A 14,853-nucleotide genomic window follows, 5' to 3' on the forward strand; every position below is an offset into this window, starting at 1 on the left:
TATAAGCTTTCTTATATATTCACGAAATACGCGTTTGTAACTATCTGAAAAAAGTGAGATGGCTTAAATAAGCAAAGTCACTTGGTAAAAAGATATGGATCGTAAATATCATTCAATGACTATTTTAATATCTGGATTTACTTTTTTAAAAAGAATTGTTTATTCTTTTATTATTTGTCTTATAACTTTAACACGATGTTGCTACTGAATTTAAAGAAGAGACAAACAGAATTTTTTTTAAATTAAGAAAATCATTTTGAAGCGCTTAATAGTCTCTTTCCCTGTAACAAGATCACACCCCTCACACAAAACAAAATAACACTGTATGACCAATTTCCATGCTGTTAAAAAATCTTTCAATACATCTACATTTCATGATAGAACCTGTAAAATAAGCCCTAAAGCCTCTCCATTAAAGTATATAAGACTTTTTGTATGCCATCATTTTTACACTTCATAAAAGTGCAAAACGACATCATCATATGAGACCCTAATGCTTAAATAAGCCTTGCATTTGAAATACGTTAAATGAATATTTTTATTCTTTTCTCAATCATTTTTTATCCACACACCAACCCTACTTGTAATGTTCAAACGAATGATTTTGATTGATTCATTGTAAAAATATTTGAAATAAGAGAATCTTACGTATTAAGGTCTCTTACTCACATGAGTGAAATATTAATTATCATTATAAATCAATGTATTATTGTTATATATTAGATAATTTTTTTTCTTTCATTACGCTAACTTTATGAAGATATATAGTTCCTTTTGTGTTGATGTATTTTTACCTTTGTGCACACAATTGCAATGCGAGATCAGGTTGATCTGTCGTAATATAATGTACAGCCATATCAAGCCAATATGATAACCGAGCTTTTCCATTAATTGTCCATACCCCTACAGTAAAACCAGCCTCAAGAGCTGATTCAATAAAGTTCTGTGAAACAATAGAACCATCTAAACTTAGATCAGAATAACCTAATTGCTTCCATTCAGAAAAATGACGGTACATATCACCTTCAAAATTATCAACACATGGACCAGATGGTATTCCTGCTTCAATAAAAGGACGAAGGATAAAAGGATCAAAACTAATTGCAGAAACCCGTTCTAATAAATTTCGGCTTTTTATTAGTGCAAGCGCTTTTTGGGATAATATTATTTCACGCTCCACTTCACCACATGTTTTGATTTCAAGATGCAATGCAACATTCGTTGGTGCTAAAAGATCAAGCACTTCTTCTAATAAGGGAGGTGCTTCTTGGCTTCCTTTTACGCAGAGTTGTTTGCGTGTTTCATTATCAATGTCGTGAATATACCCCTTTTTTCCAACCAATTGGTCTAGACGGAAGTCGTGAAAGACAACCACTTCACCGCTTTTTAGCAAATGAACGTCGCATTCAACTTCATCAACACCTAACGCTATAGCGTTATTAAATGCCGAAAGGGTATTTTCAGGATAAAGATGAGCTCCTCCACGGTGTGCAACAATTTTTTTCTCAGACATGCAAAATCCCACACTTCTCAATTTTAAACGATATTGACGTACAGATTGTCAGATAAAGGCTTATATCATATGAAAATACACAATCATTTTTAAATGATTTTTTCTACACTTTTCGAATATCAAACCCTCAGTCATATTTTATTCTTAAAAGACTTATCCTTCATTTTAATTATTCCCATTCAATAGTACTAGGAGGCTTTGAGGTTACATCATATACAACACGATTAATCCCTCTAACTTCGTTAATAATACGTGCTGCTGTCTTACTTAAAAACGCCATATCATAAGGATAAAAATCAGCAGTCATTCCATCTACAGATGTGACGGCGCGAAGAGCACAAACAAATTCATAAGTGCGACCATCCCCCATCACGCCAACAGTTTGAACAGGAAGAAGAACAGCAAAAGCTTGCCAAATTTCGTCATAAAGACCAGCTTTATGGATTTCCTCAAGGTAGATAGCATCTGCTTCACGTAAAATTTCTAATTTTTCACGGGTCACAGTACCTGGACAGCGAATTGCAAGACCGGGACCTGGAAAAGGATGGCGACCAATAAACTGCTCCGGTAGCCCTAACTCTCGCCCTAGCAAGCGAACCTCATCCTTAAAGAGCTCACGCAACGGTTCTACAAGTTTCATATTCATCTGTTCTGGTAGCCCCCCCACATTATGATGGCTTTTAATGGTTACCGTTTCACCAATAGCAGACACACTCTCAATAACATCTGGATAAAGTGTTCCTTGTGCTAAAAACTCTGCACCTCCTATTTTTTTAGTTTCTTCTTCGAAAACTTCAATAAAAAGGCGACCAATCGTTTTGCGCTTTTTTTCTGGATCTGTCTCACCTTCTAAAGCATTAAGAAATATATCGGCAGCATTAACGTGAATAAGCTCTATATTATAATGATCACGAAAGAGCGTGAGAACTTCTTCAGCTTCATTCTTGCGCATCAGCCCATGGTCTACCAAAATGCATGTCAGTTGATCTCCTATGGCTTCATGAAGGAGTACCGCTACAACAGATGAATCCACTCCCCCTGAAAGACCACAAATCACACGACTTTTCCCAACTTTTTGTCGTATCGTAGCAATTGCCTGCTCACGATAAGAAGCCATTGACCAATTGCCTTTAATAGCAGAGATCTTATGAACAAAATTTTGCAAAAGTTTTGTACCATCCGGTGTATGGATAACTTCAGGATGAAACTGTACCGCATAAAAATATCTTTTCTCATCAGCAATAGCCGCATAGGGAGCTCCTTTTGAGGTTCCTATGACACGAAAACCTTCTGGTAAAGCTGCCACACGGTCACCATGGCTCATCCATACTTGATAACGAGAACCTTTTTCCCACACTCCATCAAAAAGGGCACTCTCTTCTTGAACTTCCAAAAAAGCACGCCCAAATTCACGCTCATGTCCAGCTTCAACCTTTCCTCCAAGCTGAACACACATGACTTGTTCACCATAGCAAATACCCAAAATCGGAACACCCGCCTCAAAAATTTCCATTGGAGCACGCGGAGAGCCCTCATCAATAACGGAATAAGGACTCCCTGATAAAATAATAGCTTTAGGATCTATGCGGCGCACAGCTTCTAAAGCCAATTGAAAAGGAGTAATTTCACAATACACTCCCATTGCTCGTACCCGTCGTGCAATAAGTTGTGTAACTTGTGAACCAAAGTCAATAATAAGAACAGTGTCTGGATGTGATATGCTCATAGAAAACCAATCAACAATTGTAAAAGAAAACTCATGAGAGTTATGATTCAATCTTTCTCTTTTCACAAGCCTGTTTTCTTAAGAAAAAGATTATTCTCGTAAAGTTTATGATAAAAAGTGTAAGAATATGGATCAATGTTTTTTTTGCAACACAGATAAAAAGAACCCATCTGTTTGTGTTGTGGCCGGCGACAAAGTAAGTCCATAATTTGAAAAAACTGGTTGCACAGGAGAAAAACTAAAATGTTTCTGCCAAAGCGCTGGCATATCTATTGGAGAAAAATGAGAATGTTGTTGAAGGAAATGGGAAATTTGTTCCTCATTTTCATCTGTAAAAAGAGAACAGGTAATATAGATTAGGCGCCCATTTGGCTTAAGATAAGCTATCGCTTCATTCAAAATATCCCTCTGTTCTGTTTGGCGTTGTTTCACCTGTTCTAATGTTAAACGCCATTTCGCATCTGGACGACGGCGCCATGTTCCTGTCCCACTACATGGTGCATCTAGTAGAACTCTATCCATCTTGCCTATTAATGGCTTCAATTCTTCTTTTTGTGCTCGTGTTTGTACATTACGAACACCAGCGCGTCGAAGACGATCAAAAATAGGAGCTAAGCGCGCTTTATCGGAATCATAAGCATAAATTTGCCCACAATTGTTCATATCGGAAGCTAAAGCTAATGTTTTGCCCCCAGCACCTGCACAATAATCTAATACCTGCATGCTCTCTTGCGCTTCCACAAGGTGAGCAACAATTTGAGATCCTAAATCCTGCATTTCAAAGTGTCCTTTTTGAAAAGCTGGTTCCACTTGAACATTGGGATGACGATTAAACTTTTCAATCGGTGCAATTCTTAAAGCTTGCCCAAACCATGGAAAAGATTTAAGTTTGGTTTTTGCTAATTCTTTCAGCACCTTTTCTGGTGTTGCCTTTAGGTTATTTACCCGTAGGTCTAAAGAAGGACGCGTTGCTAACGCAGCCGCTTCAGTGATCCAATTATCACCAAATAAAGGACGCAGATGCGCTTGACACCATTGCGGAATATCACCACGAATATAGTCTGGAGCATCCACTAATTGCTGACCTTGCCACGATTTACGCTGTTTAGCCCCTAATAACTGCGGTGCAAACCGATCTTCTGCCAATTCACCGTCAATTTGCTCCAGCGTCATTTTTTCAGAATCTAATAAGGCACCAAAAACGATATCTCGGATATCATCACTCTCCATACGCCATTGTAAAGAATAACGTCGTCTTAAAACATCATAAACGATTGTACCAATAGCTGCACGATCACCTGCTCCAGCAAAGCGATGAGAAAGACCCCAATCCTTTAAAGCTTCTCCTACTGGGCGATGCTTCACTTCTATCTCTGTGAGAACATCTATTGCTGCTTGCAAACGCCCACCTAATCGCATTCATTTCTCCCATTAAAATAATAAAATTTTAAATCATCTAAAAAAATAATATTATCGCCTTCTTGCCAATGAAACCTTCTCAAAGCCATAAAAAATTTACATTCAATATTAAAATGATCTGATCATACTTTTTTATAAGATCCAATTTAGAGTATTTAAATTTTTCCTTTCATCTTCTGCCCATTCGCTTTTTATCCTTCTACCTCTTATGCTAAAAGATACGTAGCCATCCATAAAGAACTTATTTCCGCCATGCATTACGAAAAAACCAAACTCTTTAATTTATTTGCGTAAAATAAAATTTACGAGGATTGTCTGAACAATAGAAAAAAATCAAATATCTCCCATCTTTATATGGCTATCCTTCTGAAAAAATAGAAAAAATCTTCTCATAAAATTAAACAAGTTCATCTTACGTTCAACAAAAAATTAACTTTTTAGAAAATGCTTGGAACCACTATTTGGCATGACCGTTTTTACTCTAATGGCAACTGCCAGACAATTTTAAAGGAGAAAATAATGACTTATAATAATGGAAAAACAACTTCGTCTAAAAGCCGTCATAATACAATGCCCTCAAACAACGGAAAGAAATCCGTCCAAAGTGATCAGACAAACACTCGCCAACGTGCGTCAAAGACTGGACGGAAGACAACAAAAAGTTAATTCTAATTTTATATAACTTATTTCATATAGTCTTAACAGAAAGAATTAGAGTTTTAACCTCTAATTCTTTCCTTTTTGGGATTATTACACCAAATTACAAACAGAAAAAAGCGCAGTCTCTCTTTCTTGTTCTCGGAAAATTTTATATTTATGCAATATGATATTAGGCTCTTGTATCTTTAAACTGGCCCACGATAATTTGGACTCTCTCGTGTGATAGAAACATCATGCGTATGACTTTCATGGAGTCCCGCATTCGTAATACGTACAAACGTTGCTTTTTCACGAAATTCTACGAGATCTTTTGCTCCAACATACCCCATCGAAGCACGAAGTCCACCAGCAAGCTGATGTAGAACTGATGCTATAGGACCTTTATAAGCCACCTGCCCCTCCACACCCTCAGGAACCAACTTAAGTTCATCACGAACATCATCTTGAAAATAGCGATCTGCCGATCCTCGTGCCATAGCACCAACAGATCCCATGCCGCGATAAGCTTTAAAGGATCGTCCTTGATAAAGATAAACTTCGCCAGGACTTTCTTCTGTACCCGCTAAAAGAGAGCCAATCATAGCAGCACAAGCCCCACCTGCTAAGGCTTTAGCAAAATCACCCGAAGCTTTTATCCCCCCATCAGCAATAACGGGAATGCCCGCTTTTTCAGCAACTTCTGCAGCATTCATAATAGCTGCAAGCTGAGGAACACCAACACCTGCAACAATTCGCGTTGTGCAAATAGAACCAGGACCAATTCCAACTTTTATAGCATCCGCACCACTGTCAATCAAAGCCTGTGTTGCTTGAGCAGTCGCCACATTACCAGCAATAACAGCTGGAGAAAACGTCATTTTTTTAATACGCTCAACAGTGTCTAATACACGCTGAGAATGTCCATGTGCAGTATCAATCACAAGAATATCAACGCCTGCATCAATTAATCGTTCTGCCCGCTCAAACCCATCGTTCCCTACACTACTTGCAGCTGCAACACGCAAGCGACCTTGTGAATCTTTGGCAGCATTTGGATTTAATTTTGCTTTTTCAATATCCTTAACTGTTATCAATCCGACACAGCGATTCTGTTCATCCACAACTAATAATTTTTCAATACGATGATGGTGTAAAAGATACTTTGCTTCATTGAGTTGAACATTTTCACGCACTGTGATTAAATTTTCATGCGTCATTAATTCATAAATTTTTTGTTTAGGATCCGATGCAAAACGCACATCCCTATTTGTCAAAATGCCAACAAGCCGTCCAGCAGTTTCACCTTTAGCACCATTTTCAACAACCGGAATACCGGAAATACCATGAGAGCGCATCAAAGATTTTGCTTCTTCAAGTGTTGCATCTGGTCCAATGGTGACTGGATTAACAACCATACCAGATTCAAACTTTTTTACTTGGCGAACTTCTTCTGCCTGCTCTGCAGGAGACATATTACGATGAATAACCCCAAGACCACCAGCTTGAGCCATAGCAATTGCCAAACGCGATTCTGTTACCGTATCCATTGCCGCAGAAAGCAATGGCAAATTGAGCTTAATATCCGCTGCAATGCGCGTACTGAGATCCACTTGACTAGGCATAACAAGAGAATGACCGGGTTGTAAAAGTACATCATCAAAAGTCAGTGCCAATGCACCTGTCCCCGTTTCAACAATCTTTGCCATATCAAAATTCCTTTTATAATAAAACACCGCAAGAAGCTTTAAAATACAACTGCGGTTCTCATACATGGTAGATTGGCAAAAAATTATGCCATGCTACAAACAAAATGAAAAGAAAAATAAATATTTTTTTTAAGTGTGGTTTATAAAAATTTACAATTGTGATTCAATAGGTAACCAACTTATTATTTTTGCAAATGCGCGACGCCAAAAATTGCTTTCTGGCTCATAGTCAATGCTATATTTTTTTTCATTTTCAATAAAATCCCAATAAATACGATTATTATCACCAAGACGCAGATGATAGCTCATCTCCCCTGTAGTTTCTTCAGAAAACAACAAATCTAATCTTGCTGTAATGGGAGCACATTCAAAAAGAATGCCCATTTCTGTATTTAATGATGCTGATCTTGGATCAAAATTTAAAGATCCAATAAAAGCTGTTTTACGATCAATTAAAAAAGCTTTGGCATGTAAACTTGCCTTACTCGATCGAAACAATCGTAACCCATGAGTATTGCCTTCCGCTTTTAATTCATAAAGATTAACACCACTTTTCAACAATGCCTTACGATAAGGTACATAACCACCATGCACTAATGCTACATCAGTAGCAGCTAAAGAATTTGTCAGAATTTTGACATCAACACCCTTTGAAACCAAATTACTAAAATTCTGCGTGCCAACCTTACCAGGAACAAAATAAGGTGACGTAATCTGAACCGTTTTTTGGGCATTTCCAATAACCTTTGAAAGTGCCTTCATAAGCCAATTACTTGCTTTTTTACGCAATGCTTTTTCTGGAGGGTCAGAAAGAACAACAACTTTGTCTGCTAAAAATAACCGCTTTCCTGTTTGGATAAAACAATTAAAGTTAATGTGCTCTTTGACATAATCTAAATAAACTTTTGCAACCTTGGAATCACGAAACTTTCGTAATTTATCTTTCCAATAGCTAAGATCACTTGCGCTTTTAGGAACAACCAAAGTATGAATTGGCAAAACAACAGCACTATTCCAAAAATCATCAAAGATACTTTCTACCTTTTTAACAGAAGGACCGATTAACATCAAATCTAAATCTCGAAAATGGGATTCTTTACCAGCATCAAAATAAGAATCTGCAAGATTACGTCCTCCTACAAAAGCGACCCTGCCATCAACAATAAAAGCTTTATTATGCATTCTACGTGTTACAGTAATTGCCCGTAATATAATTTCTAAACCACGGCGTAAACCACCTTTACGCGATCGCCCTGGATTAAACATTCTCACCTCAATATGAGGATGTTTATCTAGCGCAATATAAGCTGGATCACGTGCCTGAGCATTAATATCATCCAAAAGAAGCCGTACCCGAACCCCTCGATCAGCTGCCTCAACTATTTCACTTAATAATAGGCGCCCCGTTAAATCATCATCCCAAATATAATACATCAGATCAAGGCTACGCCCAGCCTCTGCAGCTCCTATTGCACGAACACAAAACGCATCCAAATTGCTGATAATGAGGGAAAGGGCATCTTTATCAATCCCCAATCCATTTTCTTTCTCAGCTAATTGACTGACGATACGATCAAGCTTAGTTTCATCTTTCTGAAGAGGTAACGCATAAGAACATTGCCCCCTAGCATTTTTCACAAAACGCCCATAGGTGTAGATTGTTAACATAGATGCAATAAAAAAAAAGAGGACAAAACCAATAACAATCTGTAAAAGAGTCAAAGAGGGCAAACTTTCTATTTTAAACTATCACATCATCAGTAATGCAAACGATAACACTAATCACTTTATCTTAATCGTATAGCAGATAAAATGCCACTTCTTGCTTAAGAGAGTATAAATTTAATATTGATGATACAAAAATTTTAGCGGTAGTATTTAAAAGTTTTTAAAAATGCTTCTCTGTTTTAATAAATGTAAACTTAACTAAAATTGTATAAATTGAAACAAATGATTAAAATAGTCACATAAAATTTATATTTGATTTAAATCAACAAAATCATCCTCTATAGATAAATTTTACAATAAATGATTGTTTTCTTCAGCTTTCCCCCACGGACTTTATCAAAATTCACTCTATTTTTTGAAACACATGCTTGTCATGAAGAGAAATTTATTATGAATTTACTTTCGTTCTTGATTTCTTATTGCTCTCAATTCTTCCATTTTTCTATAAAGTGTAGAGCGACCAATATGAAGGCGACGCGCAATCTCACTCATATGTCCTTTATAATGTTTAATCGCTTTCTCTATAATATCATGCTCCATTTCTGCAAAAGTACGTACATGCCCATCAGTATTCAAAAATTTTATCGATTCTTGCTCATTATCTTCTTGCATATTACCCTCAATGATATTGGGAACATTCATTAATGAATTTCCCATTAATTGCGGAAAATCTCGAACAGTTAATAACGGTCCTTCACTGAGTAAAATCGCACGAAATAAAAAGGTTTCAAGCTCATTTCTATTGCCAGGCCAATCATACTGCATAAGCAAGGAAAGAGCCGAGCCTGCTAAACCATGGACATGTGATCGCCCTGTTTCTGTGATAATGCGATCAATCAAACGTTGTGTGATCTCTGGAAAATCATCCCTTAATTCTCGTAAAGCAGGAACGCTAATAGACAAGTGAGAAAATTGTTCAAACAAACTATGCAAAAAAAAGTTCTCATTAACCAAGTCCTTTAAACGCGATGTTGAAATAGCGATGATCCGAAAAGGAAAAAAATCTCCTTTTGTATCCCTTTCCCTTTCTTTAAGGTAATGAGCAAACCGTTTTTGCTGTATGGGCTCAAGTCGATCAATATCACAAAGGCAAAGTGTCCCTTTTTCAAGAGAAGAAACCAATGGTAGGAATTCTTTAAACCACTGCTGATTTTCTTCTTCTGGATCAACGATGGCTGAACATTGAAAGCGAACAAAAACACCCTCCGAAAATAATCCCTCATGATGAATAATCCGAGCTAATGTCTCACGTCCTGTTCCAGCTTCTCCCTCTATCAAAAGATTCTGTAAAGAAGTTGCTGCTTGTCTCGATTGTTCTAACACTATCTGCATAGCTCTACTTTTTACGCAAAGATCAGAAAACCGTAAATGATTCTCTTTTTTTCGCCGAATATCTCGAACCTCATGCTCCAAGGCAGAAATAAGAGCAAGGATATCCAAAGTAACTCTTACGCGTAATAATGTTACTGGATGGATCCAATAATCAATAGCTCCAGCTGTTAAAGCTTTCTGGAGCAAATGCTGATTCTCTTGTTGTGCTATAACGACAATAGGAACAGAAACACCAGCAACTCTAATCATTTTAATCAAATCGCTCACACTCAAATCACTCATAACGACATCAAGGAGTGCAAGCACAATGTTTTTACGCCTGTGTAAAAGATCAATCGTACGGAGACCATTTTCTGCTTCAATGACACGATAACCAAAACCTCGCAGCATAGAAGAAAGTTCTATACGTCTTCCATAATCTTCACTCGCAACAAGAATGGGACCAACCATAATGTCAATAATCTCCTTTGAGACTACTTAGCAGCTTAATATAAAAATTGTTGTAAACCATAAGAAATATTTTACCTCTTGTGTGTCACTTACGAACTTCATCAAGCTGTCAATTAAATACAACATTAAGGCATTTTTTTCCATTTTTTTGCTTTTTCATTGATTTTTATCAAATTTTTCATATTGACTCATGGGGTAATTTAATAATGTTATAGAAACTAGAGAGCAAAATAATCTAAATAGAGTGCAATAAATGAAACATCCCTATCATATTTTATGTCTTACAATTACCGCCTTGCTGTTAAGTGCCTGTAACTTTTCGCGATATTATAACTCAAATATGCCAACTGGAATTGATGGAAAATGGGTTGATGAGAATGGTATTATTTCTTCTTTCCACAATAGTGTTTTTGAAACGCGTGCAGCAGATACAGAAGAAAAACTATCAGAAGGAGCATATAATTATCTCAATGCCCAAAATATAGAAATTGAAATACGCTCTATTCTCCGTGGAACAATTTCTAGAGTCAATTGTACAATGTCATATGACGCCACACAACTTCTCTGCACCTCACATACAGGAGCACAGTTTTTCCTTAAGCGGAAATCTTAACAAAGTACAAGGGAAGCCTCTCTTAAGAACGAGGGAGCACATACATTAAGCAGGAGGCGATATCCTTTCTCCTCCTGATAGAAAATCCTCTCTAAAATACGCAAAGAGGCTAGTATAATCTAGCGCCCCTGAGAATTTTTTAAACATTATGAAATACGTAAAATAATCATTTTCTTCCACAAAATATCAATAAAGCCACCTCACAATAAAATTGTAACTTTGTATCATTCAATCTATTTCAACCTATAACATTTTATTTGATAGGGAAGCTTAATCTAAGCAGCGCCAATGCGCAAAAGATCATGAAAATGAACAATTCCTATCGGTTTTTTATCTTCAACCACAAAAAATGCACCAATCTGATGATCATTAATAAAAGCTGTTGCTGCACCAACAAGTGTATTTGGCTTTACAACTTTAGGAGCTTTGGTCATCACCTCGTCAACATTAAATTTTGATAAATTAAAATGAATGTTACGTGCAAGATCGCCATCAGTTACAATTCCGATTAGTTCACCTTCTTGATTCACAACACCAACACAACCAAAATGTTTTTCCACCAAAACATTCATCGCTTCAGTCATAGCTGTTCCCTGCATAACCAAAGGAATATTATCACCCTCATGCATAATATCACACACGTATTTAAGGCTTGCACCAAGAGAACCACCAGGATGATATATTTTGAAATCCGTTGCGGTAAAACCACGCATTTCTAAAAGAGAAACCGCTAATGCATCTCCCATTGCCAATTGCATAATTGTTGAAGTTGTAGGGGCTAAACCATGGGGGCAAGCCTCTTCTATCTTTGGTAATAATAGCACAATATCAGCTTGCCGTCCTAACACAGAGTGCTTACTTGATGTCATCGCAATAAGGGGGATACGAAAACGCGCCGCATAACTCATAATACCACTTAACTCTTGAGTTTCACCAGACCATGATAAAGCAAGAATAACGTCATCAGAGCCAATCATACCAAGATCACCATGATTGGCTTCTGCAGCGTGCACAAAAAAGGCAGGTGTTCCAGTTGAGGCTAAGGTTGCTGCAATTTTTGTCCCTATATGACCACTTTTTCCAAGACCAGTAATGACCACATGTCCACGCGCATTTCTAATAGTTTGAACAGCCGCTTCAAAAGAAGAAGAAAGACTTTCCAGCAGAGCTTTTTCAAGAGCTTCAAGCCCCTGCTTTTCACTAGCAAGTGTTTTAAGCGCTGATGCTACTGCACCTTGCAAAGCCATATGAGAAGACGGTATTGTCATAATCAAATTCGATCAATAAAATTAAGTGAGAGATCTATATCACTTTTCAACATTAATGGTTTCCAGTAAATTTTTCAATGAAGCAGAAACGTGGCTGTGCATATCAGCGCGTGCCAAAGAAAATGCAACGTTGGCTTCAATAAAACCAGCTTTAGAACCGCAATCAAAAGTGTGCCCTTTTACTTGCAAACCCCAAAAATCTTGCTCATTTGAAAGCCGTATCATAGCATCTGTTAATTGAATTTCATTTCCTGTTCCCCGTTCTTGAGTGGAAAGAATATTAAAAATTTCTGGCTGCAAAATATAACGTCCATTGATGTACAAATTTGATGGTGCCGTTCCTTGTGCCGGTTTCTCTACCATTTTTGTGATTTCAAAACCATTTGCAATCTGTTTGCCTTTCCCAACAATACCATATTTATGTGTTTCTCTAGGATCGCATTCCTGAACTGCTATAATATTTCCCCCACCCACCTTTTCATAAAGGCTCATCATTTCAGAAAGACAGCCCTTTTTCGCCTGTATCAACATATCGGGTAATAATAAAGCAAAAGGTTCCCCTGCAACTAATTCACGCGCGCACCAAAGAGCATGCCCTAATCCCAAAGGTTGCTGTTGCCGAGTGAAAGAAGTTGACCCTGGTAATGGCTGTAAACGGTATAAGTGTGCAAGATCTTCTTTCTTTCCACATTCAGCAAGTGTCGTGTATAATTCAACTTGCGCATCAAAATAATCCTCAATGACTGCTTTGTTACGTCCAGTCACAAAAATAAAATGCTCAATACCAGCTTCCCTCGCCTCATCCACAACATATTGAATAACAGGTTTATCAACAACTGTTAACATTTCTTTAGGAATCGTTTTTGTCGCAGGAAGGAAACGCGTACCAAGACCTGCTACTGGGAATACTGCTTTCCGGATTTTACGCACACTCACCCTCCTCAATGAATTCATATAACTTTTTTGTTTTATTTATCATATGTTTTTACGAAATGGTAAAAAAGATATCTTATTGTTTTGATTATCATTATAATGGGCAATCAAAAATGTAAAAAGAGTCTGAGAATTTATTGAAAGGATTAAAACGAATTATTTATTTCAGTTTTTTCCTCTTCTTGATCATATTATCGATTAAACTAAATACAAAATAAAGTTATTGCACATCTAATAAATTGAATATTAATGGGGATTTCAAAATGCAAAAAACAGAATTGAAGACTTTCTCTTTTTTAGAGAAGTCAATAGCTTGGAGAACTCTTTTCACTGTCTCTGCCGTTATTTTTTCTGCTTTTTTTATGTTTTTTATATCCCTTTCATATGCTGATAGCGGATTTAAACACTGGATTAAAGAATTTAAAAAAATAGCTATTGCTCACAATATTACCCCTTCTACGTTTCATATGACGTTTCAAGGTGTTAATGCCATTGATCCTGAAGTTCTAAAAAGCGCCGCATACCAACCGGAATTTGTTGCTCCTTCCTGGAACTATTTCGATAATCGTGTCCATGATATTGCAATTGAGGAAGGACGGCGCCAAACTCAAAAATGGAACAAATGGCTTCTTCAAATTGAAAAACGTTTTGGTGTTGACCGCAATATTCTGCTTGCTATTTGGTCAATGGAAAGCAACTATGGGAAGGTTTTAGCCAATAAAAGTGTAATGCGTGATACCATTCGCTCTCTTGCAACTTTAGCCTATGCTGATAAAAAACGTGCAAAATATGCATATACACAGCTGATTGCTGCTATGAAAATTCTACAAAGTGGCGAAATTAAACGCTCTCAACTCACAGGATCTTGGGCCGGTGCATTGGGGCATACACAATTTATTCCAAGCAGTTATCTCACCTATGCAGTTGATATGGACCAAGATGGACGGCGTGATATCTGGAACTCTGTTCCAGATGCTCTGGCTACTGCAGCTAACCTTCTCCACAAAAATGGCTGGCAACCTAATCTTATTTGGGGAGTAGAGGTAAAAGTGCCGCAGGGGAAAAACCTTCCTGAAGGCTGGTATTCCTTTGAACAATGGAAAAAATTAGGTGTAAAACACGCAAATGGACATCCTCTTCCTACATTAGCTGAACAAGCAATATTAAAATATCCAGATGGAGCAAAAGGACCTATATTTTTAATCACAAAAAATTTCTTTGTTCTGAAACATTATAATAATGCAGATCGTTATGCGTTTGCTGTTGCCCTTCTTGCTGATCGCATTGCTGGACATCCTGGATTGGTGAACGATTGGCAAAGACCTTTTCAACCTCTCACTTTCCAAGAATGTAAAGAACTACAATCTCGCTTAAGTGCACTGGGCTATTATAAAGGGAATGTCGATGGAAAAATTGGAACAGCTTCTCGCAAAGCAATTAAAGCTTTTCAACTGCGTCACGGTCTAAAAGCAAATGGATATCCATCATCTCAAATGCTTTTGCTCCTTCGCAAACAATAATGGAGA

The 14,853-nt window shown here is 37.2% G+C and carries 11 protein-coding genes; 3 read left to right on the forward strand and 8 right to left on the reverse strand.

The genetic code is table 11. The annotated features are described in order from the left end of the window. Positions 1–790: 790 nt before the first annotated feature. The 3 genes from ACFIMX_RS08430 to ACFIMX_RS08440 all read right to left on the reverse strand — a co-directional run bounded on the left by ACFIMX_RS08430 (position 791) and on the right by ACFIMX_RS08440 (position 4,658). The gene (locus tag ACFIMX_RS08430; RefSeq protein ID WP_375640268.1) at positions 791–1,513 is read right to left on the reverse strand and encodes a glycerophosphodiester phosphodiesterase; all 723 of its coding nucleotides are present in this window, start codon (positions 1,511–1,513) and stop codon (positions 791–793) included. A gap of 169 nt (positions 1,514–1,682) precedes the next feature. Beyond that, complete coding sequence (guaA, locus tag ACFIMX_RS08435) at positions 1,683–3,239, reverse strand: glutamine-hydrolyzing GMP synthase (protein WP_375640289.1); 1,557 nt, start codon at positions 3,237–3,239, stop codon at positions 1,683–1,685. A 132-nt stretch (positions 3,240–3,371) separates the two neighbouring features. Beyond that, positions 3,372–4,658, reverse strand: coding sequence for an RsmB/NOP family class I SAM-dependent RNA methyltransferase (locus ACFIMX_RS08440; RefSeq protein ID WP_375694317.1), 1,287 nt, complete (start codon positions 4,656–4,658; stop codon positions 3,372–3,374). Between the two features lie 519 nt (positions 4,659–5,177). Between ACFIMX_RS08440 and ACFIMX_RS08445 the strand changes: the two genes are divergently transcribed. Continuing rightward, positions 5,178–5,324, forward strand: coding sequence for a hypothetical protein (locus ACFIMX_RS08445; protein ID WP_273722522.1), 147 nt, complete (start codon positions 5,178–5,180; stop codon positions 5,322–5,324). 179 nt (positions 5,325–5,503) lie between these two features. On the opposite strand, the gene guaB is transcribed toward ACFIMX_RS08445, so the two are convergent. The 3 genes from guaB to ACFIMX_RS08460 all read right to left on the reverse strand — a co-directional run bounded on the left by guaB (position 5,504) and on the right by ACFIMX_RS08460 (position 10,513). Continuing rightward, positions 5,504–7,003: an IMP dehydrogenase gene (gene guaB, locus ACFIMX_RS08450; RefSeq protein WP_375640271.1), complete on the reverse strand. Its 1,500-nt coding sequence runs from the start codon at positions 7,001–7,003 to the stop codon at positions 5,504–5,506. A 150-nt stretch (positions 7,004–7,153) separates the two neighbouring features. Continuing rightward, on the reverse strand, positions 7,154–8,725 hold the full coding sequence (locus ACFIMX_RS08455; RefSeq protein ID WP_375618070.1) for a phospholipase D family protein: 1,572 nt from the start codon (positions 8,723–8,725) through the stop codon (positions 7,154–7,156). Between the two features lie 402 nt (positions 8,726–9,127). After that, a complete protein-coding gene (locus ACFIMX_RS08460; RefSeq protein WP_375611848.1) occupies positions 9,128–10,513 on the reverse strand; it encodes a sigma-54-dependent transcriptional regulator in 1,386 nt (461 codons plus the stop codon). Positions 10,514–10,766: 253 nt separating this feature from the next. Between ACFIMX_RS08460 and ACFIMX_RS08465 the strand changes: the two genes are divergently transcribed. Beyond that, positions 10,767–11,126: a hypothetical protein gene (locus tag ACFIMX_RS08465; RefSeq protein ID WP_375640272.1), complete on the forward strand. Its 360-nt coding sequence runs from the start codon at positions 10,767–10,769 to the stop codon at positions 11,124–11,126. A gap of 275 nt (positions 11,127–11,401) precedes the next feature. Here the strand turns inward: ACFIMX_RS08465 and ACFIMX_RS08470 are convergent, their stop codons facing one another. After that, positions 11,402–12,394, reverse strand: coding sequence for an SIS domain-containing protein (locus tag ACFIMX_RS08470; protein WP_375640273.1), 993 nt, complete (start codon positions 12,392–12,394; stop codon positions 11,402–11,404). Positions 12,395–12,433: 39 nt separating this feature from the next. Continuing rightward, positions 12,434–13,324, reverse strand: coding sequence for a UTP--glucose-1-phosphate uridylyltransferase (locus ACFIMX_RS08475; protein WP_375618073.1), 891 nt, complete (start codon positions 13,322–13,324; stop codon positions 12,434–12,436). A gap of 266 nt (positions 13,325–13,590) precedes the next feature. Here ACFIMX_RS08475 and ACFIMX_RS08480 point away from each other — a divergent pair, with 266 nt between their 5' ends. Beyond that, positions 13,591–14,847, forward strand: coding sequence for a lytic murein transglycosylase (locus tag ACFIMX_RS08480; protein ID WP_375640275.1), 1,257 nt, complete (start codon positions 13,591–13,593; stop codon positions 14,845–14,847). The last annotated feature ends 6 nt before the right edge of the window (positions 14,848–14,853 follow it).

Origin of the sequence: Bartonella sp. AD24XZML (assembly GCF_042196485.1) — a bacterium.
Classification (GTDB): domain Bacteria; phylum Pseudomonadota; class Alphaproteobacteria; order Rhizobiales; family Rhizobiaceae; genus Bartonella.